At 71.4% G+C, this 21,029-nt stretch carries 25 protein-coding genes; 24 read left to right on the forward strand and 1 reads right to left on the reverse strand.

From position 1 onward, the window contains the following. Positions 1-83: 83 nt before the first annotated feature. From BX283_RS00690 to BX283_RS00795, 22 genes are all read left to right on the forward strand, one after another. A complete protein-coding gene (locus tag BX283_RS00690; RefSeq protein ID WP_101385749.1) occupies positions 84-962 on the forward strand; it encodes a Scr1 family TA system antitoxin-like transcriptional regulator in 879 nt (292 codons plus the stop codon). After that, positions 959-2,416: a GntR family transcriptional regulator gene (locus tag BX283_RS39760; RefSeq protein ID WP_107503659.1), complete on the forward strand. Its 1,458-nt coding sequence runs from the start codon at positions 959-961 to the stop codon at positions 2,414-2,416. Before BX283_RS00690 ends, BX283_RS39760 begins: the two co-directional genes overlap by 4 nt. Before the next feature lie 33 nt (positions 2,417-2,449). Further along, the gene (locus BX283_RS00700) at positions 2,450-3,313 is read left to right on the forward strand and encodes a Scr1 family TA system antitoxin-like transcriptional regulator (protein ID WP_180356980.1); all 864 of its coding nucleotides are present in this window, start codon (positions 2,450-2,452) and stop codon (positions 3,311-3,313) included. Next, positions 3,310-4,146: a GntR family transcriptional regulator gene (locus BX283_RS41175; protein WP_257581616.1), complete on the forward strand. Its 837-nt coding sequence runs from the start codon at positions 3,310-3,312 to the stop codon at positions 4,144-4,146. The genes BX283_RS00700 and BX283_RS41175 overlap by 4 nt, the downstream gene beginning before the upstream one ends. Next, positions 4,143-4,622: a hypothetical protein gene (locus BX283_RS41180; RefSeq protein WP_257581618.1), complete on the forward strand. Its 480-nt coding sequence runs from the start codon at positions 4,143-4,145 to the stop codon at positions 4,620-4,622. The genes BX283_RS41175 and BX283_RS41180 overlap by 4 nt, the downstream gene beginning before the upstream one ends. Positions 4,623-4,719: 97 nt before the next feature. Then, positions 4,720-5,973, forward strand: a complete 1,254-nt coding sequence (locus tag BX283_RS00715) for a TfuA-like protein (RefSeq protein ID WP_101385751.1) — start codon at positions 4,720-4,722, stop codon at positions 5,971-5,973. Then, positions 5,960-7,108 (forward strand): YcaO-like family protein, encoded by a 1,149-nt coding sequence (locus BX283_RS00720; protein WP_101385752.1) that lies wholly within the window; start codon positions 5,960-5,962, stop codon positions 7,106-7,108. Before BX283_RS00715 ends, BX283_RS00720 begins: the two co-directional genes overlap by 14 nt. Next, positions 7,105-7,995, forward strand: coding sequence for a class I SAM-dependent methyltransferase (locus BX283_RS00725; RefSeq protein ID WP_101385753.1), 891 nt, complete (start codon positions 7,105-7,107; stop codon positions 7,993-7,995). Before BX283_RS00720 ends, BX283_RS00725 begins: the two co-directional genes overlap by 4 nt. Further along, on the forward strand, positions 7,992-9,002 hold the full coding sequence (locus tag BX283_RS00730; RefSeq protein WP_101385754.1) for an NAD(P)H-dependent glycerol-3-phosphate dehydrogenase: 1,011 nt from the start codon (positions 7,992-7,994) through the stop codon (positions 9,000-9,002). Before BX283_RS00725 ends, BX283_RS00730 begins: the two co-directional genes overlap by 4 nt. A gap of 72 nt (positions 9,003-9,074) precedes the next feature. Continuing rightward, complete coding sequence (locus tag BX283_RS00735; protein WP_101385755.1) at positions 9,075-9,428, forward strand: hypothetical protein; 354 nt, start codon at positions 9,075-9,077, stop codon at positions 9,426-9,428. Then, positions 9,415-10,272 (forward strand): hypothetical protein, encoded by an 858-nt coding sequence (locus BX283_RS00740; RefSeq protein WP_101385756.1) that lies wholly within the window; start codon positions 9,415-9,417, stop codon positions 10,270-10,272. The genes BX283_RS00735 and BX283_RS00740 overlap by 14 nt, the downstream gene beginning before the upstream one ends. Before the next feature lie 761 nt (positions 10,273-11,033). Continuing rightward, a complete protein-coding gene (locus tag BX283_RS41190) occupies positions 11,034-11,159 on the forward strand; it encodes a hypothetical protein (RefSeq protein WP_257581622.1) in 126 nt (41 codons plus the stop codon). A gap of 359 nt (positions 11,160-11,518) precedes the next feature. Then, a complete protein-coding gene (locus tag BX283_RS00750) occupies positions 11,519-12,019 on the forward strand; it encodes a hypothetical protein (RefSeq protein ID WP_101385757.1) in 501 nt (166 codons plus the stop codon). Further along, on the forward strand, positions 11,965-12,855 hold the full coding sequence (locus tag BX283_RS41195; protein WP_257581624.1) for an ATP/GTP-binding protein: 891 nt from the start codon (positions 11,965-11,967) through the stop codon (positions 12,853-12,855). Before BX283_RS00750 ends, BX283_RS41195 begins: the two co-directional genes overlap by 55 nt. A gap of 21 nt (positions 12,856-12,876) precedes the next feature. Beyond that, complete coding sequence (locus BX283_RS00760) at positions 12,877-13,584, forward strand: SAF domain-containing protein (RefSeq protein WP_101385758.1); 708 nt, start codon at positions 12,877-12,879, stop codon at positions 13,582-13,584. Further along, the gene (locus tag BX283_RS00765) at positions 13,584-14,411 is read left to right on the forward strand and encodes a hypothetical protein (RefSeq protein WP_101385759.1); all 828 of its coding nucleotides are present in this window, start codon (positions 13,584-13,586) and stop codon (positions 14,409-14,411) included. Before BX283_RS00760 ends, BX283_RS00765 begins: the two co-directional genes overlap by 1 nt. Beyond that, entirely contained in the window at positions 14,401-15,885 is a 1,485-nt protein-coding gene (locus tag BX283_RS00770) for a CpaF family protein (RefSeq protein WP_101385760.1), read from the forward strand. Before BX283_RS00765 ends, BX283_RS00770 begins: the two co-directional genes overlap by 11 nt. Beyond that, on the forward strand, positions 15,882-16,829 hold the full coding sequence (locus BX283_RS00775) for a type II secretion system F family protein (protein ID WP_101385761.1): 948 nt from the start codon (positions 15,882-15,884) through the stop codon (positions 16,827-16,829). The genes BX283_RS00770 and BX283_RS00775 overlap by 4 nt, the downstream gene beginning before the upstream one ends. Further along, entirely contained in the window at positions 16,826-17,710 is an 885-nt protein-coding gene (locus BX283_RS00780; protein ID WP_101385762.1) for a type II secretion system F family protein, read from the forward strand. The genes BX283_RS00775 and BX283_RS00780 overlap by 4 nt, the downstream gene beginning before the upstream one ends. A 41-nt stretch (positions 17,711-17,751) precedes the next feature. Further along, positions 17,752-17,991, forward strand: coding sequence for a hypothetical protein (locus BX283_RS00785; RefSeq protein WP_101385763.1), 240 nt, complete (start codon positions 17,752-17,754; stop codon positions 17,989-17,991). Further along, positions 17,991-18,413: a TadE/TadG family type IV pilus assembly protein gene (locus BX283_RS00790; RefSeq protein WP_257581627.1), complete on the forward strand. Its 423-nt coding sequence runs from the start codon at positions 17,991-17,993 to the stop codon at positions 18,411-18,413. Before BX283_RS00785 ends, BX283_RS00790 begins: the two co-directional genes overlap by 1 nt. Next, a complete protein-coding gene (locus tag BX283_RS00795; protein WP_101385764.1) occupies positions 18,410-18,928 on the forward strand; it encodes a TadE/TadG family type IV pilus assembly protein in 519 nt (172 codons plus the stop codon). The genes BX283_RS00790 and BX283_RS00795 overlap by 4 nt, the downstream gene beginning before the upstream one ends. A gap of 20 nt (positions 18,929-18,948) precedes the next feature. Here the strand turns inward: BX283_RS00795 and BX283_RS00800 are convergent, their stop codons facing one another. Further along, positions 18,949-19,284 carry a hypothetical protein gene (locus BX283_RS00800; protein WP_101392063.1) on the reverse strand — a complete coding sequence of 112 codons (336 nt, stop codon included), beginning with the start codon at positions 19,282-19,284 and terminating at the stop codon, positions 18,949-18,951. Between the two features lie 152 nt (positions 19,285-19,436). On the opposite strand from BX283_RS00800, the gene BX283_RS00805 reads away from it, so the two are divergent. Continuing rightward, positions 19,437-19,895, forward strand: a complete 459-nt coding sequence (locus BX283_RS00805; RefSeq protein WP_101385765.1) for a TadE/TadG family type IV pilus assembly protein — start codon at positions 19,437-19,439, stop codon at positions 19,893-19,895. After that, complete coding sequence (locus BX283_RS41200; RefSeq protein WP_257581634.1) at positions 19,895-20,713, forward strand: LysM peptidoglycan-binding domain-containing protein; 819 nt, start codon at positions 19,895-19,897, stop codon at positions 20,711-20,713. The genes BX283_RS00805 and BX283_RS41200 overlap by 1 nt, the downstream gene beginning before the upstream one ends. The last annotated feature ends 316 nt before the right edge of the window (positions 20,714-21,029 follow it).

Consider the following 21,029-nt stretch of genomic DNA (forward strand, 5'->3'; position numbering starts at 1 on the left):
CCATGCCCTCCAACGACCCGCCAGTCCGTGCCCTCGCCACCACTCCCGGCTCCTCCCCTCGACCTATGCCCTGGTGAGAGAACATGACCACCACACTGACCGACCCACCCGTACGCCACCTCGTCCTCGGCGCCAACCTGGCGCACCTGCGCACCCGCTGCGCGGTAAGCCCGGTCCACGCCGCGGCCGCCGCCCGCGCGGGTACCGACGAACTCTTCCGCTGGGAGTCCGGCCAGGCACCACCGCCGGAGCAGGCCCTGCAGCACCTGATGCACCTCTACAACCAGCCCCCGGAGCTCTTTGAGGTCCTGGCCCGCTGGGCTACCACCACTGGCGAGGACAGCACCCCCCACGCACTCCTCGACACCGCCGCCGGCTGGCAGGCCCGGCTCTCGGCGACCGAGCTCCACGCCGTGCGTGTCCGGGCATTCAGCAACTACAGCGTCCCCGCGCTCGTGCGCAGCAGGGCCTACGCGGACCACCTGGAGCGGATGCGCTCCGGTGTCCTTCCGGGGCTGGCGGCCGAGCAGCGCTGGCCCCGGCCCGTCGTCACCGGTCCCCACTCCTGGAAGCACGTCGACATCATCCTGGACGCCTCCGTACTCACCCGGCCCTTCGACGTCGAGGCCGGCAACCTCGAACCCCTGGCCGACCAGCTCAAACACCTGGTCAAGGTGGCCTACGGCGAACTCGCCGACATCCGCATCATCTCCACCGCCACCGACTACTCCGTCGACGTCGGCGACGGTGACCTCCTCGGGCTGACCCTGCCCGCTCCCCCGAGCCCCACGGTGTGGGTCCAGGTGACGCGTGGCTCCGTCACCTACCTCAACGGGCCCCAGGGCCAAGACCACTTGGCGGCGTTCGAGAAACTGAGCAGACGGGCAGAAACCCGGCCCGCCAGCGCGGTCCTGCTCCACGAGGCCGCCGCCCGTACGGCGCGGGAGGGGGCGGAGAAGTGATCAAGGCGCACCTGTTGCGGCACGCACCCCCAGCTGGCCAGGTGGACGAAGGCGGCGCCCCGGAGGCGCACATTCCGCGTGGGCGCGACCTCGGCCAGGACCGGCAGCCTGCCGTGGCCAGCGCAGCCGAGTCCACCCGAGCCGCCGCGGAGAGGGCACCAGTTCGCGAGGTGGAGGCGGTGACGACGTCCGAGCCGCCCCTGTCCGCTGCCAACGGACCGCGCCCGCCGGGCCTGGAAGCGGCCATCTACGACGCCGTACGGCTGCTGTGCGCCCGGATCACCGATGGCACCTACCCGCCCCTCGCAACCATCCCGCCGGTGCCCACCCTCGCCGCCGCCCTCGGCGTCGCACCGGTTGCACTGCACCACGCCGTGCTGTACTTCAAGGCCGCGGGCCTACTCGCCGACGACAGCGGCGCGACCCTGGTCAGTGAAAACGCGCCCGCACGCATCACCGCGCTGACGGCCGACAGGACGCTCACCTCCCACGCGATGGACCATCCTCTCAACCCAGGCCCCAGCACCCAGCTCGCCGACCGCATCCGAGCCGACATCGCAGCCGGCGGCGGGGAGCTGGCGGCCCGGCAGCAGGCTGCCGCTCAGGTCACTCAATCCCGCCCGCCGCGGATGACCGACGCTTCGCTGACCGCGCCCCCGGCGCCGGGGCATCTGACAGAGGTAGATCGGGCCGTGGAGATGCTGTGCACGCGCATCGCGGACGGGACCTATCCCCCGCTCACCGTCACTGCCCCGCTCGTGGATCTCGCCGTCCAATTCGGCGTACCCCCGGCGGCCATCAGCCAGGCCGTGCGCCGGCTGAAAAAGAAGGGGGTCCTCACCTCAACCCGCCAAGGCGGGGCCACGATCGCCGCTGACGCGGTCGCCCAGCTCACCCAGCGTGCCGCCGTCTCCCACCCTCCAGCGGCGACGGCGCCCTCTATCAAGCAGCCGATCGCGGAGCTTGCCGCGCGCCTGCGCGATGAGATCACCGAAGGCGTCTGGCCCCAAGGGCAATTCCGCACCCGTCGCGACCTGCGCGTCGCCTACCAGGTGCCGCACCACGTTGCGGCGGGCGCGCTCAAGCTCCTGTCCGAGGAGCAGTTCCTCGAAACCCGCCGACGGGTCGGCGCGCGGCCGCTGTCTGCGGCCTCACGCCGGCCGCAGGCTTGCCTGAGTAAGGAGTTGACGCTCGCCGGCGCCGTGGAAGCGGCCATCAAGATCCGCATCGACGAGGGCACATACCCGCCGGGCACCCGCCTTCAAAGCACCGAGCTCGCAGCGGAGTTCAACGTGTCGCGCTCCACCGTCGGGAAGGCGCTCCACCAGCTGCGGGAGAAACACGTCATCGAGGGCCGGGCACAAAAGACCCGCGTACCGCAGCTCCCCCGCACCGGGCATGACCTGCCCCCCCGTGCAGTGAAGCCCCCTCTCCCTTCGACTCTGCCCAGGTGAGACACGATGACGTCGACACCACATGATCCGCCCGTGAGCCTGCTGCTCCTGGGCGCCAACCTGAACTTCATGCGCCGCCTTCGCGGCGTGGGCCCGGCCCAGGCCGCGGCCGCGTCGCACGTAAGTCCAGACGAGCTCGCACGCTGGGAGTCCGGCCAGATACCGCCAGGCGAGAAGAGCCTGCGGCGATTGATGCGCCTGTACCGTCAGCCCCCTGAGATCCACAAGGTCCTGGCCGACTGGGCCACAGGCATCGGCGATGACGCCAACCAGCGCGTCCTCACGGACACCGCTCCCGGAGCCCACGACCGGCTCGTGGCCCTTGAGTTGCGGGCGGTCGGCGTCCAGGCAACCGGCAGTTGCACCTTTCCCCCACTGGTGCGCAGCAGCGCATACGCGGACAGTCTGATACCGAGGCGTTCCCCCCTCATGGTGGGCTTGACAGACCCGGGCCGCTGGCGCCGCCCTGTCGTCACCGGCTTCCACTCCTACGGACACGTCGACGTCGTCCTGGAAGAATCGCTGCTCCAGCAGCCGTCCCATGGTGACCCCCGCATCCACGCCGACCAGCTGACATACCTGTGCGAGGTCGTCGACAAGGGGCTCGCGGACATCCGCATCATCCGCACCAGCACCGGTGCCGGCACCGGCACCGGCACCGGCACGGGGGGCTATAGCGGTGATCTCCTCGGCCTGGCCATGCCCGGTCTCCACCACTCCACCGTGTGGGTCCACACCACTGCTGACTCCGCCACCTACTGCAACGGGAGCCTCGGCCGGGGGCACCAGCGCGAGTTCGATGCGATGAGCGCGCGGGCGGAGGCCCTGCCGCTCAGCACGGCTCTGCTCCACCAGGCTGCCGCCGCGTGGACGACGCGAGGGGCGCAGGCACCGTGACCAACCAGACATCCACCCCTTCCCGTTCCGCCTCTCCTTCCCTCTCCACTGCCCGCGGGACGAGTGGGCCGGACTCGCTCACGGCGATCCAGCAGGCCGTCCGACTGCTGTGCGCCCGGATCACCGATGGCACCTACCCGCCCCTGGCAACAATCCCACCGGCGCACGCCCTCGCTGTCTCCCCCGGCGTGTCCACCGCAGCCCTACGGCACGCCGTGCTGTACCTCAGCCTTGCGGGCGTGCTCTCCGGCCGTGGGAGCACAGCGATCGTGTGCCGGGACGCTCCCGCGCGGCTTGCCGCTCCTATAACCGGCAGGGCTCTCACCACCATGTGGCGCAGGAACACCCAGAGCCCGGGTCTGAGCAGCGCCCAGCTCGCCGATCGCATCCGAGCCGACGTCAAGCACAACAGGTGGCCGCGCGAGGGGACGTACACCCTGAAGGGGCTGGCCATCGTGCATCAAGTGCCGCAGACCACCCTCAACCAGGCGGTCAAGGCTTTGCGGGAAGAAGGGGTACTGGACGTCCGCACCCGCGTGGGTGTGCGCCTGGGATCCGGGCGCCCAGGGCGGGCCCAACGACGCCAGGACATGACGCTGACGCAGAGTTCCTACACCCTCATCCGCGACCGGATCAAGGAGGGAGCCTATCCGCCCGGCAGTCGCCTGCCGTCGTCTAACCAACTGGGCCAGGAACTTCAGGTGTCCAAGAACACGGTCGCCGCAGCTCTGAACCGCCTTCGACATGAGCGGTGGCTGGACCCAGGCCGCCGTGTCATGCCCTTTGACGCTGCCCGCCCTTGTGGGAGCCCGAACACGGAGGTTGCGTCATGAACACCGCACACCGGCCCGTCTCCCCCCAGCAGCTACCCGACTGGCTCACCGAGGGCGCCGCGGCCGTTGACGAGGGCGGCCACGGCCGCCGGGGCATCGTGCAGTTCATCGGCGAGTGGGAGGACCCCGCCACCCGGCGCGTCGCCGACTGCGCGGTCTTTCTGCGCCCCGAGGGCGGCGGGCGGAGTGGATCGTCGCCGACCACCACACCCTCACCCAGTGCTGAACACCATCAGCTTCCCACCCCGGCCAGGGGCGGGCAGGCCGGGCTGCCGGGGGCGAAAAGCCCCCGGGCCCGGAGCACCACCGGAGGCGGGCAGCCGTCCCGCACCGTCGGACTTCCGCAGAGAAGGAGCCATCCCATGGCGCAATCCAAGTCCGCCGTCGCCGCCGTCAGCGCCCAGGCGCCCGTCCAGGAGACCGATGAGGTCACCGGGCCCGTCGTGGTCGCTGTCGACGTGGAGGACGAGGAGTAGTCCTCGCCCCTGTCCGCGCCCTGACCTGGGCGCTCCTTCCCCGGGCTCACAGGCCCGGAGAAGGGGCGCCCCTCGCGCTTGAGTCTGGAGGCCGGTAGTGATTCACGTGTTCGTCGGGCCGACGCTGGCCAGGTCCGAGCCGCAGCTTGCCGCGCCGGGTGTGCGGGTGTGGCCGCCGGCACGGCACGGCGACCTGTTCGACACCGCGATCCGCGACGGTGACACGGTGGTCCTCATCGACGGCCTGTATCACCAGGTTCCGGCGCTGCGCCACAAGGAGATCCTGGCCGCGATGGGCCGGGGAGTCCGGGTGGTCGGGGCGGCGAGCATCGGCGCGCTGCGGGCGGCCGAACTGTCGCGGTACGGGATGCTTGGCGTCGGCCACATCTACACCGCCTACGTGCGCGGGCAAATCGACGGCGACGACGAGGTGGCGGTCGGACAGGCGCCGGACGAGGAGTTCAACGCGCTGACCTGGCCGCTGGTAAATCTCCGGCACGTGCTGGACCTGGCCGTCTCGACCGCCGTGCTCGACGACGATCGGGCCGCCGGGCTCCTTCAGGCGCTGCGCGCGGTCTACTATCCGCAGCGCACCTGGTCCGCCGTACGGGCTGTGTGCCGCCGCCAGGGCGAGACGGCGTTCGCCGGCTGGCTGGCCAACAAACGTGAGCAGGACCGGCACTTCGGTGACCTCAAGCGCGCCGACGCGCTCGCCGCCATACGGATCGCGCTCGCCAGCACCACGGAGGCGACTGACAAGGCTGGTGTCGCGCCGGGGTGGGAGACGGCCTACTTCCGCCACTGGTCCAACGCCGCCGTGCGGGAGCGGGTGGACGGCCTGGAGCTGTCCACCGAGGACCGCCTTGTCTACCAGCAGGCGTTCGACCCCGCGTTCCCCGAGCGGTGGACGGCCTACCTCGAACACCTATCCCTCCACCCCGCCGACGGCGGGCCCGGGCTGCCGCTCGCCGAGCGCCTGGCCCGGGCCTGCGGCGGGGGCCTGAGCGCCGACCGTGTGTTCCACGGGGCGGTCGACCTGCGCGACGAGCAAAGCGTGAAGCTGCTGCTGGCCGGCGAGACCGCAGAGGACCGGCGGGCGGTCGCCCGGTACGCCGACGCCCTCGCCTGGACCCGCCGCAGCCGCCCAGGGTTCTCCACGGCGGCAGTCCGCGACGAGGTGGCCCGCGACCTCCTGCTCGGGGTGTGGCGGTGCAACGAGGGGGAGTTCGACTCGGAGGCGTCCGCGCGGGGACTGGGCCAGGCGGCGAGCGCAGTGGAGGCAGCCAAGCGGTTCGTGCCCGGGTTTCTGGACGAGACGAAGAGGACGGAGACGGCCCGTGGCGGTTGTTGACGATCTGGTGGCGCTGCCGGGCACCGTACGGGCCCAGACGCCTGAGGAGACATGGAAGGCGGTGGCCGGCCGCCTTGAGGAGTTCGGCATCACCCGGGTCGCGGACCTGACCGGCCTGGACGTGATCAGGCTGCCGGTGTGGACGGCGATCCGTCCCGCCTCGAAGACCTTGTCCACGGCGCAGGGCAAAGGCGGCACACCGCTGTTGGCGAAGCTTTCGGCGGTGATGGAGGCGATCGAGCTGTGGCACGTCGAGCAGCCTCTGCCCGTCGCCGCGGTGGGCCCGGCCGCCGAGGTCGCCCCCCACTGCCCCGTGACCGCGCTGCCGACGACCGCCCCCTACCCCGAGGACGCCCTTGCCCGGGTGGTGTGCGAGTGGACCCCCGGCACCGGCCTGGCGACCGGGGCGAAGACGCTGCTGCCGGTCGACCTGGTCCGCCGCCGCGGCCAACGCCCCGCCTGGACCCCGGACGTGTGGCGGGCGACCAGCACCGGACTGGCGTGCGGCAACACCCGCGACGAGGCACTGCTGCACGCCCTGTTCGAGGTGGTCGAGCGTGACGTGCTGCACCGGGACGCGCAGGCGGGCGGACGGCGGCGCACGCTGATCGACCCCCGCACGGTCGATGACCCACTCGGCCGGGAGATGATCGCCCGCCTCGCGGCCGCGGGCATGGCGCTGGAGATCGCCCTGGTGGACGGCCCATACGGCTTGCCCGTGTGTGTCGCGTATCTGTGGTCGGAGGACTACCCGGTCGTCTTCGCCGGCGGTGGCTGCCACAGCCACCCGGACATCGCGCTCACGCGGGCGGTGACCGAGGCCGCGCAGTCCCGGCTCGCCGCCATCGCCGGAACCCGTGACGACCTGCCCACCGATCCCGGCAGCTTCGAGGCCCCGCCCTTCCGGAGCGCGCTCAACGGCGCGCTCGCCAGCTGGGCGGAGGTGACCGGCCGCTACGCCCCAGCCGGTGCCGGCTTCGCCGAGCAGGCCCGGGACGTCGCCGCACGTGTAGGGCCCGTCACCGGGCACGAGCCGATTGCCCTGGACCTGTCCGCCCCCGATTGCCCCGTCCACGCCGTGCAGGTCGTCTGCCCCGGCACCCGCTCCCGGATCAGAAGGTCAATGCCCCGATGAACCCCACATCCACCACGCCCCCGACTCCGGCGCCGCCCGCGCACGGGCGCTCGTCCCAGTACGACGCCTTCCACGCCGCACGTGCCCGCACCAACCTGGTCGCCAGCCTGTACGCCCAGGCGATGGGCGAGGACTACCCGGCCGAGGTCGCCGCCTCCAGCTCCTGCGACTGGCCCCTGCTCGGGCTGCTGACCGCACGGCTGCGACTGCGTCCCGGCCAGCTCCTCGTGGACGCCGGATGCGGCGCCGGTGGCATCGGCCTGTGGCTGGCCCGCGCCCTCGCCGCCCGCCTGGCCGGGTTCGACCTCTCACCCGTAGCCACCGCCCAGGCCACCGCCCGCCGCGCCCACTTCCTCGGCCCCAGCGCCGACCGCGCCGTCTTCCAGGTCGGGGAGCTGGAGAACACCGGCCTGCCTAACGGAGCCGCCCACGGCATCGTGTGCGTGGACGCCCTGGGCGGTGCGGCCGACCGAGGAGCGGCGCTGCGCGAGCTCGGCCGCGTCCTGCCCCCCGGCGGCAGGCTGGTCGTCACCCGCGCACTGCGCCGTGGCGCGGAACCGGGGTGGCATGAGCAGGTCGAAGCCGCCGGCCTGACGCAGGAGCACCTGGACGAGCGGCCCGGCGAGCCCGCGATGTGGGAGCGGCTCTACCACCTGTGGATCGCCCGCGCCGCCCAGCTGCGGCGCGAGCTGGGCGAGGCACCGGCAGAGAATATGCTCAGCGAGGCACACCGGATGCTCCCCAAGCTCCGCGGCAGGCGAGCCGTCCTGCTGACCCTGCGGCGCCCCCCGGACGCCCCTGCCGGAGCGGGTCCGGCCGGTAGGATGGCCGCGCCCGGCCGCCATCCCGGCGACAGGCCCGCGTCCGGCAAGGAGACCCCGCAGTGAACCAGCACCACGCCCGTACGGCGGTGTTCTCGGCTGGTTCCTGGGGTACCGCCATGGGCAAGATCATGGCCGACGCGGGCACCAGCGTGATCATGCACGCGCGCCGGGGCGAGATCGCGGACGCGATCAACACCCAGCACGCTAACCCCGGGTACTTCCCGGACGTCGAGCTGCCCCACAGTGTGACGGCCACCACCGATCCGGCTGCCGCGCTGGACGGCGCGGACTTCCTCGTGCTGTCCATCCCCGCGCAGTCCCTGCGCGCGAGCCTCGCCTCCTGGGCCTCGCACATCGGTCCGGACACTGTGATCGTGTCGCTGATGAAGGGCATCGAGATCGGCTCCGGCCTGCGGGCGAGCCAGGTCATCACCGAGGTGACCGGCCTGCCCGCCGAGCGGGTCGCCGTGCTGTCCGGCCCGAACCTGGCCCGCGAGATCATGGACGGCCAGCCCGCTGCCGCCACCGTCGCCTGCCCCGACGAGGCCGCCGCCCACCGCGTCCAGCGCGCGTGCCACACCTCTTACTTCCGGCCCTACACGTCCACCGACGTGACCGGCTGCGAGCTCGGCGGCGCGGTGAAGAACGTCATCGCCCTCGCGGTCGGCATCGCCTCCGGCATGGGCATGGGACACAACTCCCAGGCCATGCTCATCACTCGGGGACTTGCGGAGACCACCCGGCTGGCCACCGCGATGGGCGCCCACCCGGCCACCCTCGCCGGACTCGCCGGCCTGGGCGACCTGGTCGCCACCTGCTCCTCCCCGCTCTCCCGCAACCGCACCTTCGGCACCCACCTCGGCAACGGCCTGACCGTGGCCGAAGCGACCGCCGCGACCCGCCAGACGACCGAGGGCGTCAAGAGCGCCGAGGCGATCCTCGCTCTGGCCGGCGATCACGACGTGGAGATGCCGATCACGGAAGTCGTCTTCGACCTGCTGCACGAGAAAGTCACGCTCGACCAGGCCGCGGCCGCGCTGATGCAGCGGCCCCCCAAGCCCGAGCGCTGACCCCGCGGGCGCCCCGGCCACGGGGCCCGCCGCCCGTCACCTGCACCCTCCCGACACGGAGGTCCCTCACCCATGCGCGAATCCGTGCTGCCCGCCGCCCAGATCGCCGCCACCCTCGCCCTCCTCGCGTGGATGATCACCGGCTTCACACCCCTGCCCGGCCGCTGGCTGCGCTGGAAGATGTTCTGCCGGGCCACCTACACCATCGTCCAGCTCACCGGCACGAAGGACGGCCGCACCGAGCAGGTCAACGTCTACAGCCACCTCTCGCCCGGCTCCTTCATCCTCGGACCGCGCGAGCTCCAGGCGATCCTTGACCACCTCACCAGCAGCGGCCGGTACGAACGGATCGACGGCACCGGCCGCATCCTGTCCGCCCGCGGCGAGCAGGACGTGAAGGTGGTGGCCAGCCGTGTGGTTCTTTGACGCGCTCGCCTCCGGCTTCACCCGCCCCACCAACCCTGGCAGGCTCCAGCTGTTCCGGATCATCTTCGGCACCGTGCTCACCGCCCGGTGCGCCCTGGCCTTCGGACAGGGCGGCTGGGACCGCCTCGCCGCCGGCTCGCTCAGCCTCCACCTGACCGAACAGCGCTTCGGGCCCGCCCGGGCCCGGCTCCTCGCCAGCGTGTACCGGCCCGCACTGCTCATCCGTACGACCGCCGCACTCGCCCTGACGCTCGGCATCGCCCCCCGCCTCGCGCTGCTGGTGGTCCTGGCCGGCGCCGCCATGGAACTGCTCTACCTCAAGAGCCCCAACGCCGTGCGGTACACCCTGCTGACCGGCGCCTGCCTCCTCGTCGCCGGGAACCTCGGCCACGGGCTGAGCATCGAGCACGCCCCGAGCGCGGCAAACACGTGGGCCCTGTGCCTCCTCGTGCTGATCACCACGGACATCTACTGGAACAGCGCCTGGCAGAAGCTTCGCAGCGACCAGTTCCGCACCGGCCTCTACCTGGCCCAGTGGGTCCACACCTACACCCAGGTCAGGGAGCACCTCCCGCACCGCCACGGCCAGTACGCCGTCCCCGCCTTCATCCGCCGCCACCTGGGCAGCCTCACCGACCGCGACATCCGCATCTGGCGCCTGCTCGCGGTCACGGTCATCGCGGTGGAGTTCGCGCTGCCGCCCGCGTTGCTCATCCCGCAGACGATGCCGTACGCCGTCGCCGCAGGTATCGCGATGCACGCCGCGTTCAGCTGCCTTAAGCCCCGGCAGTTGATCACCTTCTCCGGCCTGACGACCGGCACCTACGTCGCCTTCGCCGTCTGACCGTCCCCTCCGGCCCGGCCGCGCGGCCAGCGCGTGACCGCTCTACTGGCTGGAAGAGCGGCGGTCCCCCACACCCGTTGACCGGTTGCCGAGCTGTAGCGTCACGCCGCGAGTGCGTGGTCCCGCTGGGACCACGCACTCGCGGCGTCGTACGGTATGCCGGTCTTGAGGCAGCCGTGCAGGATACCGACGGGGCGGTTGGCGAGTTGGCGCAGGGCGGCAGTGAATAGGATGCCGCAGGCCCGTTGCTTCTCGCAGTAGGCCCTGGCACCGGCGGAGATCCGAAGCGCGGAGAAGGCCGGGGCGATCAGGGCGTCGATGAGCCGTCGTTTCGGACGTGCCGGGCGGTCACGCCTTCTTTCTACCGGAGGCGCGGGTGATCGGGCTGGTGCCGGCGTAGTTCTTGCGGGCCGCCCAACCCCGTACGGCGGCCGCCGACTCCGAGCATTCCCCCCGAGCGCCTTCACCTGGATGCGTTGCCCCTGCGATGCCTGCCGTACCAGGATGCTGGTCTGTGGCAGAAAGCACCGACGTGCACTGCCCTGGCTGCGGAGGTGAGAACGAGGAACGCTTGTGGCCGGGTGTTGAGAGCATCAGCGCCTCGGTGGTCTGGAGTGTGGGCGAGTTCTGAGAACGCCTCTTCAGGGTGCCGGGGCAGGCCCGCGGTCCACGTGGTCCGTGAGGTGAAATGGGTGCGCTTGGCGTCGCGGGACCACGGCAGAACTGGAGTGCGTTGGGGACGATACTCAAGGGCATGAGCCGTGCTCGACGGCAGGAGCATCGCGGACGTGCTGGCCGGTAACGCGGACGCCGTCGTCCAGGCAGCCGGGCGCAACCTGGTGACCGCGATCGACAGCCACGTCTGCGATTCCTGCCGTCCGGCCTAACGGCAGGACCGCCCTTCCTGCCCCGGGGCCACGACGCGGCTGAGAAGCGTCCGGGGCACCGGCCGCATGGTGGCTCTGCAGATCAACGCCGATTCCGAGAATTTCCCGAAAGCTACCTAATAGAGCGAATAGCCTGAAATGTTAGTCGGGAAATGGGCTTGTATCTGCGTAGCCTGGCGGTGGCGCAAGCCCGTCACCGGGCCGCAGCTCTGAGCCGCCGCATGCCAAAAGCCAAACCGGACCGCGTTCTACGGGGAGTCCACGTGACAGCTCCACAACACTCCTTATCCGCACACGCCGTCGCTGCTCGCACCCGAAGACAAGCCGCAGCAGTGGTCCTTGCCGGGAGCCTGCTGGTATTGGGCGGATGCACCGCCAGCAACTCCCCCGCATCGTCCAAGCCCAGCCATGCCCCCACGGCCCTTTCTCAGTCCCCCCGTTCCCCTACCGACGTCCGGGATGGCGCCGTCATCGCGGCATACACCAGTTCCTGGGACGCGCAGACCGAGGCCTACAGCAAGGCTTCCTCCGCGGGCACCAGCCTTCAGAAGAACACCACCTTCAAGGCGCTGGCCGACGTCGAGCGCGACCTGGCGGCCATGCGCAAGGCCGGGCAGGTGACCACCGGCAGGCCGGTGATCCGTCCGAGGGTCGTCACCGTGACCCACGGCAGTGTCCCCACGGCGACGGTCGTCGACTGTGTCGACACGACGAACTGGACGCTGGTCGACAAGGCCTCGAAGCGAAAGGTACCGCTGCCCACGACGCGGCTCATCACATACGTCAGCACGGCAACGCTGGAACAGTGGGGGACAATGTGGATGGTCACCAAGCTGACCGCTCAAGAGCAGGCCTGCTAGCCGGTCCTCTCGCCGCCGTCACCGGCGCGCTCGTCCTGGCTTCGGCTTCCGTCGCGCACGCCGACCACGATCCGGATGTGCAGGCCGGGACCTGCCAGTCCGTCAAGTTCTGTGTCGGTGTGGGCGTCGGTGGCGAGAGCGAGGGCGCTACGGGGCAGGCGGGTGGGTCGAGCGGCAGCAGTGCCAGCAGGCTGAAGTGCCAGTACACCAAGGTCGAGCCGGAGCCTCCTGCTGCGCATCCTGCCTGGGAGGGCAAGGACCCCGCGACGTTCGACATGTACTTCAGGTCGTGCTCGGACGGTGGCCTGGACAACCCCGACGGTTTCATCGTCGTGCCGCGAGGGCAGCCACCTGTACCGCAGGTCGATGCGCGGGAGCTGGCTCAGCGCGCGGTTGACTCTATGACGCTGCTGGGCCCGGACATTGCCAGCCCGAGGGCGGCCGGACGCTACACCGTGGGTGTCCCGATGTGGATGTGGGTCCAGCAGAGCGCCACCACTTACGGACCGAATTCGGCGTCGGCGTCGGCGGGCGGGGTCACCGTCACCGCGACCGCGAAGGTGTCGAAGATCGTGTGGGCGATGGGCGACGGCGCCATCGTGACCTGTACCGGGCCCGGCACCCCCTACACGTCCTCCGGTGCCATGGCGGTCTCTCCGACGTGCGGGCACCTCTACACCACCACGTCGGCTGATGCCCGCAGCGGCAGGTTCGCGGTGACCGCGACATCGACATGGGCGATCGCCTGGCAGGGCGGCGGACAGGCCGGCCAGCTCACGGCAGTGCGCCGCAGCGCCGTGCCCGTCGCGGTCGGGGAAGTCCAAGTCGTCCGATAACGCCGCCGGAAGGAGACAACGGTGAGCAAGACGCAACAACACCCCGGCACGGCCAGCGCGAACGGTACCCCCCAGCAGCAACACGTGGCCGGTCCGGTGGCTCCGCCCCGGGTCTCGGCACGCAGGCGGCGCCCCGGCGTCATCGCCCTGTCACTGGCGCTGATCGCCGCCGGAGGCGCCGGAGTTGCCGTCCTGCTGCTCCAGGCCGGCCACCGCACGCAGGTGGTGACCGTGGTCCGCGACGTCCAGGTCGGCCAGGTCCTGAGCGAGCACGACCTGGGCAGGGCGTCGCTCGCCCTGGACCCGGCCGTCAAGGCGGTGCGCGCCGACAACCTGGCGTCGGTGGTGGGCCAGCGGGCCGCCGTGGAGCTGAGGGCCGGCTCGCTGCTCGCCCCCACGCAGGTGACGAAGGACCTGCTGGTGAAACCCGGCGAGCAGCTGGTGCCAATCGGTTTGGAGCCCAAGCAGGTCCCCGCCACGGGGTTGGTGGCGGGCCAGAGGGTGCAGCTGGTGCACGTCCCGGCCCCGAGCACTGCCGATGCGGGCAAGGCGCCGGAGGCCTCGCCGAAGACCCTTGTGGGCCGGGTCGTGAAAGCCTCGCATCCGGCACCTGGCACGGGGATCGTGGTCGTGGACGTGGCCACCGCCGCGAGCGACGGCCCCACGGCCGCCGCGTGGGAGGCGGCCGGCACGCTGCGCCTGGTGTTGGCCGCTTCGGAGGGTCGGTGATGGCGGTGATCGCTCTCGCGGGCTGCAGCGGGGCGCCCGGCGTGACCACGACCGGCCTGGCCCTGCTGCTGGCGTGGCCGCTTACGGCGGGCCGGCGGATGATCCTGGCGGAGTGCGACCCGGACGGCGGCGCCGCGGCGCACGGCTTGCTGCAGGGCACGCTCGGCGACCGCTACGGGCTGCGCAACCTTTCGGTGGCCGCCCGCAAGGGAGAGTTCAGCGATGCCTTCTGGCGCCAGCTCATCGACCTGGGCCGGACAGAGGGCCAGCGGGAGTCGCCGCGCGAGAGGCTGCTGCTGCCCGGCATCACCGACCCCGCGCAGGCGGCGAGCCTGCAACCGGTGTGGGCGGTCCTGGCTGAGATGTTCCGCGGCATCGAGACCAACAGTGGCCACGACGTGCTCATCGACCTCGGCCGACGCGGCGCGTACGGGCCGAGCGGGGTGCTGGCTGAGCAGGCTGATGCCACGGTCGTGGTGGCCCGCAACACCCTGCGCGGTCTGCAGGCAGCCCAGGGCCGGGTGCGTGCGCTCCACGAACGCCTCGGTGATGTCAGCGTCTTGATGATCAACGAGGGGCCGTATCCGGTGGGTGAGGTGCGGCGCGTGCTGCAGGTGCCGGTGACCGCCACGCTGCCCTACGCGCCGGATACAGCCCGCGTGCTGTCCGAGGGCACCCAAGCGCCCCGCCGGTTCACCAGGACGGCGCTCATGAAGGCCGCCCGCACCACCAGCCAGGTACTCATCCAGCGGGCCGCCATGCGCCGGGAGCGCCTGCGTCCACGCGACCCGCGCGCAACGGACGGGGAGACACCCCATGCACGCTAGGCCCCTGCACCCCGACCCCACCGTGGCACCACTGCCCCACGAACACCCACACCAGACCAGCGGCACACCCAAGCTCACCGGCGCCGCCTCGATCCCCCGGCAGCCCGGAGCGGCGGCCGCTGTCACGGTCGACTACCGGGCGGTCCGGGACATCGGGTCCCAGGTGGCCAAGCAGCGCGAGGAACTCCTCAAGTCCCAGCCCGGCATGGACCGGGCCAGCGAGGAACAGCGCTGCCTGCAGTGGATCGCCGAGGCCGTCGCGCTGTGGTCGGACGCCCAGGCGATGACACCCCCGCAGGACGAAGCGCTGCGGCGCGCCGTGTATGACCTGCTCTTCCGCGCGGGGCGGCTGCAGCCGTATCTGGACGATGACCGGGTCGAGGACATCCTCATCCAGGGGCCCGGCGAGGTGTGGCTGGATTACGGCGACGGCGAGCGGCGCCGGGTGGGGCCGGTCGCGGACTCCGAGGAGGAACTGCTGGAGCTGTTGCGGGAGCTGGCCCGCAGCTGCGGGCACAGCGAGCGCACCATCTCCACCGCCAGCCCGACGCTGGCGCTGTCCCTCAAGGACGGCTCGCGTCTGCAGGCTATTACCGGGCTCGGGCCGATGACGTACGCGGTCATCCGCCGCCACCGCATCTCCCACGCGGATCTCGACGACCTGGTGCGCATGGGCACTATCGATGCGGTCCTGCGCACCTTCCTCGGCGCCGCCGTACGGGCCGGGAAAAATTTGATGATCGCGGGGAGGCAGAAGTCCGGGAAGACGACATTGCTGCGGGCTCTGCTCAAGGAGTTCGACCCGCACTGCCGCTTCGCCACCATCCAGAGCGAGGACGAGCTGTTCGCCCACGCCAACGGCTTCCATACGCAGGTGGTGTCCCTGGTGGGCCGCGAGTCCAACGGGGAGAAGGACGCCAGCGGGCGCGGCGCCGGTGAGGTCACGCTGCTGGACTTGATGCATCCCGCTTTGCGGATGTCGCTGGAGCGGATCGTGGTCGGCGAGGTCCGCGGGCCGGAGATCGTCGCGATGATGCAGGCGCTGACGAACGGGTCGGGCGGCAACTTGTGCACCATCCACGCCCGGCGGCCCGACGGGGTCTTCGACCGGATCGCCGAGCTGTACGCGCTCGCCCAGGGCGCTCTCTCGGAGCAGCTCGCCTACCGGCAGACCGCCAACGGGCTGGATTTCGTGGTGTTCATCGACATGACGGACGAGACGCAGATCGGCGGGCGCCGTCACCGCTACGTCTCCCACGTCCTGGAGGTGACCGGGATCGGTGAGAGCGGGCGCCCGGCCACCAATGAGGTCTTCTCCCCCGGCCGCGAGTGGGGCGAGCTGCGGGCTGTGCCGCGGATGGCGCCGGCGTGTATCGACGACCTGTGCCGCGCCGGCTTCGACTCCGCTCTGCTGCAGCAGCCGTACGGAGCCTGGGCACAGCCGTTGCCCCTGATGATGGGGGCGGGCCGATGACCTTGTTGTCCGCGCTCCTCAGCGGCATGGCCCTCGTTGGCGGGCTGATCGGTGTCGTGGCGGGCGCGTTGGGCACCGCGGCGCCGCGCCGGGCCTCGCTGCGCCGGCGCTGGCATGCGGCGCTGTGTGGTGGGCGCCCTCAGGGCGCGGGTGCCCGGCTGCGCCGGCGCAGCGTGAGGGCCGCAGGGGGTGTGATGGGCGTGGCCGTGTGGCTGATCAGCGGGAACTTTGTCGGCGGTGCGCTGCTGGGCGCGGCCGTGATCGGCGTGCCCTGGCTGATCACCCCGGCACGGATGGCCAAGGAGCACATCGGCCGCCTCGAAGCCCTGAGCGAGTGGACCCAGCGCCTGGCCGGTCTGCTGCGGCTGGGCATGGGCCTGGAACAGGCGATGATCACCAGCCGTCAGGGGGCACCGGCCGAACTCGCCCCGCAGATCGTCACCCTGTCCGACCGGCTGCGGCTGAGCTGGCGGCCACAGGGAGCGCTGCGCGCGTTCGCCGATGAACTCGACGATGTCACCGCGGACAAAGTGGCCGCTGCGCTCATCCTGTCGGCGGGCGACCGCGGCCCGGGCCTGGCGCAGGCCCTGGAGGACCTGTCGGGAACCGTACGCGAGGAAGTCGCGAAGAAACGTTCCATCGAGGCGGACCGGTCCAAACCCCGCACCACCGTGCGGTGGATGACCCTCATCACCATCGCCATCGTGGTGGCCGGATTCTTCGTGCCGTCCTACACCCGCCCGTACTCCACCCTGCTGGGGCAGCTCGTCCTCGCCCTCCTGACCTGCGGCCTCGTCGGCGTGCTCGCCCTGATGCGCCAACTCGGCTCCTTCAGGCGCGTCCCCCGCTTCCTGGTCACCGACCCGGCCAGTACCGTCCGCCTGCCGATGCCCCGACCAGAGCTGCCGGTGACCGCCCGCACGCCGCAAGGAGCCGCCTGGTGAACCTGCTCCCCGTCGTGGTGACCGGCGCCACGGCCGGCACCGGCCTAGCCCTCTTCATCCGCGAGCTCCTCACGCCCCAGCCCTCGCTGGCCGCAGCCCTGGAACGCAGTGCCCCGGCGGGCCTGGCGGCGCCCGAGCCGGATCTGGACCGCGAGGAGAGGTGGGGCCGGTGGCTCCTGGCCCGACTGGAGCGCTTGCCGGGCGTGCGGGTGCCCACCACGGACCTGGCCCTGCTCGGACAGGGGCGGGGACAGTTCATGCTCAAGAAGACCGCCCTCGCCGCCTTCGGCCTGCTGGGCCCGGCGATCGCCTCGATTCCCTGGTTCATGGCGGGCGTGGCCCTGCCGTTCTACCTACCCGCAGGCGCCGGGCTTCTCGCCGCAGGCCTGCTGTTCCTCATCCCCGATCTCGCCGTACGCGACCAGGCCAAGCGGGCGCGCCAGGAGTTCGCCCACGCCCTGTCCGCCTACCTGGACCTGGTCGCGCTCAAGCGGGCCGCCGACGCCGGCCCCGCCGAAGCACTGGAGAAGGCCGCCCAGGTCGGTGAGGGCTGGCCCTTCCTGTATCTCCAAGGCGCGCTGCACCGGGCCCGGCTGGAGAAGATCCCGCCCTACCAAGCACTCGCGCAGCTGTCCGCCCGCTACGGCCTGCCCGTCCTGGACGACGCCGCCGACATCATGCGCGGCAGCGCCACCGACGGCGCCGCCGTCTACAAGGCGCTACGGGCACGCACGGCCGCCCTGAACGCCGAACTGCTGGCCGATCAGGCCGCTGAGGCGAACGCGGCCAGCGAATCGATGTCCGCGCCCGGAGCCCTGCTGGCCGTCCTGGTGATGCTGCTGATGGCCTTCCCCGCGGTGATCCGCATGCTGACCGTCTAAAACCATTCCACCTCGTCCACCACTCCAGAAGGGTACGCACCATGACGCACCTCGCAGCCCGCACCCGCACCCGCACCCGCACCCGCACCCGCCGTGCTGTGCTCTACCTGACCGCGCGCATGCGGGAAAGCCTTCGGGAGGCTGCCCGTCGGCCAGACCAGGGCGACATCTCCATCACCACCGCCATCATCTGGGGTTCCGCCATCCTCGGTGCCCTCCTGATCTCCGGGTCCATGGCCATCGTGATCGCCAAGTACAACGGTCATCTCCTCGGCCTGTGATGACTCCCCAGACGCGGCTGACCGACTGGTGTCAGAAGCGACGCTGGCGCGATGACCGCGGCGATGCCAGCATCCAGATGGCGATCATCTTCCCGTTCGTGCTGCTCGCCACGGTCGCCGTCATCCAGGCCTCCCTGTGGTTCTACGCCCGCCAGATCGCCCTGACCGCTGCCCGTGAGGGCCTCACCGCCGCCCGCACCTACCAGTCGAACCCCGCCGATGGAGCAGCCCGCGCACGCAACGTGCTGGGGCGCAGCGCCGGGGACAGCCTGCGCGCCTACAGCGTCGTCGCCAGCAGCGACGGGCAGCGGGTGCGGGTGCGGGTATCGGGCACGGCCCTGTCGATCCTGCCGGGTGTGCCGGGTCTGCGGGTGACGCAGTCGGCGTCCGGGCCCCTGGAACGCTGGGTGGCCAGACCGTGAAGCAGGGGCGATGCGCGGCCCGTTGGGCCCGCACAACGCGCAGCGATGAGGGCAGCGCCGCGATCGAGGCGGCCATCATCCTCCCGTCGCTGATCATGTTCTTGTGCCTGGCGCTCGCTGGCGGCCGGATCGTCACCTCGGCCGCGAAGATCGACGCGGCGGCCCAGGACGCGGCGCGCGAGGCCTCGATCCACCGCACAGCCACAGCGGCCCTGAGCGCCGCGCGGTCAGCGGCTGATGAGTCCCTTCAGGACCAGGGCATCCGGTGCGCATCGACCAGCGTCAGTATCGACACCGGCGGTCTGCGCGTGCCAGTCGGGCAGGTCGGCACCGTCACGGCCACCGTGACCTGCACGGTCCCCCTGGCCGACCTCCTGCTGCCGGGCGTACCCGGAGCCAAAACCCTCACCGCGACAGCGACCTCGGTGGTCGACCAGTTCCGGCAACGAGCTCTTGGGCTCGCGCGTTCTGACGTGCCGTGGAGTACGAACCGAAGTGCGGGTGGTCAGCAGTGAGCTCTCGAGGGTACGTGGGTTCACGCTCCGCGCGCCGAGCGTGCTCGAGCTCTTGCCTGGCAGGCGGACCGTGCTGTGAGCCAGACGTCCTCAAACTCTCTGACGGTGAGTTCCTGCGGATCGTGGGGGTCCCACTCGTGGACAGGAACCTCCGCCGTGCCACCGAAGGTCGCCTCGTAATCTGCGAGGGTCCCGGCCTGCTGGGCGGCTTCCCACTCGGTCAACGAGGCTGCGGCGATGGGCTTTTCGAGCGGTCCTTGGAGTTCAATCTGCCGGGTGACGCAGCCGTCAGCGTCGGCCTCGACGTAGAACCAGGTGTCCTCTTCAGCCCAGTGGCTGCGGAACCAGCGTGTCATGGCGTCATTGTCCCTGATGGCGCTGGGCCACACCGGAGGGAAAACCTCACCGAAGCCAGCGGGTCGATTCCGCCAAGCGCCCTGGGCTTCCCTCCTCCCGAGGTCACGGCGGCCGCCGGCGAACCCACGGCTCTTTCGACACGGGGTGCCTGATGCACTTCCCTCAGAGGAACCTGTGCCGCGCACGACGGGACGACCGGGGCGGCGTCAGTGTATTCGTCGCCGTGTGTGTCACCGCGCTGATCGGCATCATCGGCGTCGCCGTCGACGGCGGCAGCACGATGCGTGCCATCGAGCGCACGGACTACCTCGCGGGCGAGGCCGCACGCGCCGGCGGGCAAGCCCTGAGCCCCGCCGCTGCGATCAGCGGCACAGCGGCCGTCGTGGATCCGCAGGCTGCGCAGGCGGCAGCCCAGGCGTACCTGCGCTCCGCCGGTGCCACCGGGACGGTCAGCGTCTCCGACGGCGGCAGGACGCTCACCGTCACGATCACCGCCTCCTGCCCCACGAAATTCCTCGCCGCAGTGGGCATCGGCTCTCTGCCGGTGACCGGCCACGCCACGGCCACCCTCCTGCATGGCGTCACAGCCCCAGAAGGGCAAGGCCACTGATGCACACCACCGTCTCCCCGCACGCCGCATCCCCGGGCCGCACGCTGGCACAGGTCCTCACCGCCGCGCTGGGTCTGCTGGCCCTGGTGGCCACGGTCATCGGGCTGCCGCTCCTCCTGGCGTGGGCCACCCCCGCCATCTGGGCCGCTACCCACGACGACGTCGCACACCTGCTGGACCGGCAGGACACCGGCGCAGTGTTCCTTCTGCTGCTCGTCACGGCCGGCTGGGCCGGGTGGGGGCAGTTCACGTTCTGCGCCCTGCGGGAGCTCATCGCGCAGATGCGGGGCCGTGCCTGGCATGCCCCGCGGGGGATGGGCGCCTCGCAGCGAGCCGCGGCCCTACTGATCGGCAGCATCGTGGTGCTCCTGCCCACCGGCTCCGCCCTCGCCTCCACCACACCCACCGGGCAGGTGGCCACGGCGGCCCGCCAGCCCGGGCAGACCCCGCCGCCGCAGGCCACCCAGAGCGAACACGGTAGGCCGCCCGCAGCGGCCACGGCGGCAGCCGGCACGACGTACACCGTGCGCCAGACGCGGCCCGCGCAGAGCCTGTGGGGCATCGCCGAGCAGCAGTTGGGCGACGGCGAGCGGTGGCGGGAGATCGCCGAGCTCAACGAGGGCCGCACCATGGCCGACGGCACACCCTTCCGGACGAACGGCTTCCTGCAGCCCGGCTGGCAGCTGCGCATGCCACAGACCGGCACAGCGGCGAAAGGCGCCCGTACCCAGCGGGGGACAGCACCCCTGCTCATGTGCAGGGCGAGCGCCCGGTCACGGTCCACCCGGGCCAGTCCCTGTCGGGGATCGCGGCAGTAGAACTCGGCGACGGGAACCAGTGGCCTCGCCTGTTCGAAGCGAGCCGGGGCATCCCACAGCCCGGCGGCCTGCCCGCCATCACCCACCCGGACGTCATCTACCCGGGGCAGCAGGTGACCGTGCCCGGCGCCCAGCAGGCCCGACATCCCCAGGGCCACCCCCAAGGTGAGGACACCGGCCACCGGCCGACCGCTCCCCCAGCCACCCACCATCCCGAGGACGCACGGAAGCCGAGCCAGAGCCCAAGCGACGGTCCCGGCCGCGCACCGAGCCAGACCAATGCGCCTGCTCCCCACGCCTCGTCCGCCAGCCCGCC

This window comes from Streptomyces sp. TLI_146, assembly GCF_002846415.1.
GTDB lineage: Bacteria > Actinomycetota > Actinomycetes > Streptomycetales > Streptomycetaceae > Streptomyces.

Bases quoted from the DNA above. Each gene is read 5' to 3' on its own strand.
- BX283_RS41200 (WP_257581634.1), top strand. From the start codon at position 19,895: ATGCACACCACCGTCTCCCCGCACGCCGCATCCCCGGGCCGCACGCTG.
- BX283_RS00785 (WP_101385763.1), top strand. From the start codon at position 17,752: ATGACGCACCTCGCAGCCCGCACCCGCACCCGCACCCGCACCCGCACC.
- BX283_RS00770 (WP_101385760.1), top strand. From the start codon at position 14,401: ATGCACGCTAGGCCCCTGCACCCCGACCCCACCGTGGCACCACTGCCC.
- BX283_RS00765 (WP_101385759.1), top strand. From the start codon at position 13,584: ATGGCGGTGATCGCTCTCGCGGGCTGCAGCGGGGCGCCCGGCGTGACC.
- BX283_RS00725 (WP_101385753.1), top strand. From the start codon at position 7,105: ATGAACCCCACATCCACCACGCCCCCGACTCCGGCGCCGCCCGCGCAC.
- BX283_RS00690 (WP_101385749.1), top strand. From the start codon at position 84: ATGACCACCACACTGACCGACCCACCCGTACGCCACCTCGTCCTCGGC.
- BX283_RS00735 (WP_101385755.1), top strand. From the start codon at position 9,075: ATGCGCGAATCCGTGCTGCCCGCCGCCCAGATCGCCGCCACCCTCGCC.
- BX283_RS00775 (WP_101385761.1), top strand. From the start codon at position 15,882: ATGACCTTGTTGTCCGCGCTCCTCAGCGGCATGGCCCTCGTTGGCGGG.
- BX283_RS00790 (WP_257581627.1), top strand. From the start codon at position 17,991: ATGACTCCCCAGACGCGGCTGACCGACTGGTGTCAGAAGCGACGCTGG.
- BX283_RS00805 (WP_101385765.1), top strand. From the start codon at position 19,437: ATGCACTTCCCTCAGAGGAACCTGTGCCGCGCACGACGGGACGACCGG.
- BX283_RS00800 (WP_101392063.1), bottom strand. From the start codon at position 19,284: ATGACACGCTGGTTCCGCAGCCACTGGGCTGAAGAGGACACCTGGTTC.
- BX283_RS41180 (WP_257581618.1), top strand. From the start codon at position 4,143: ATGAACACCGCACACCGGCCCGTCTCCCCCCAGCAGCTACCCGACTGG.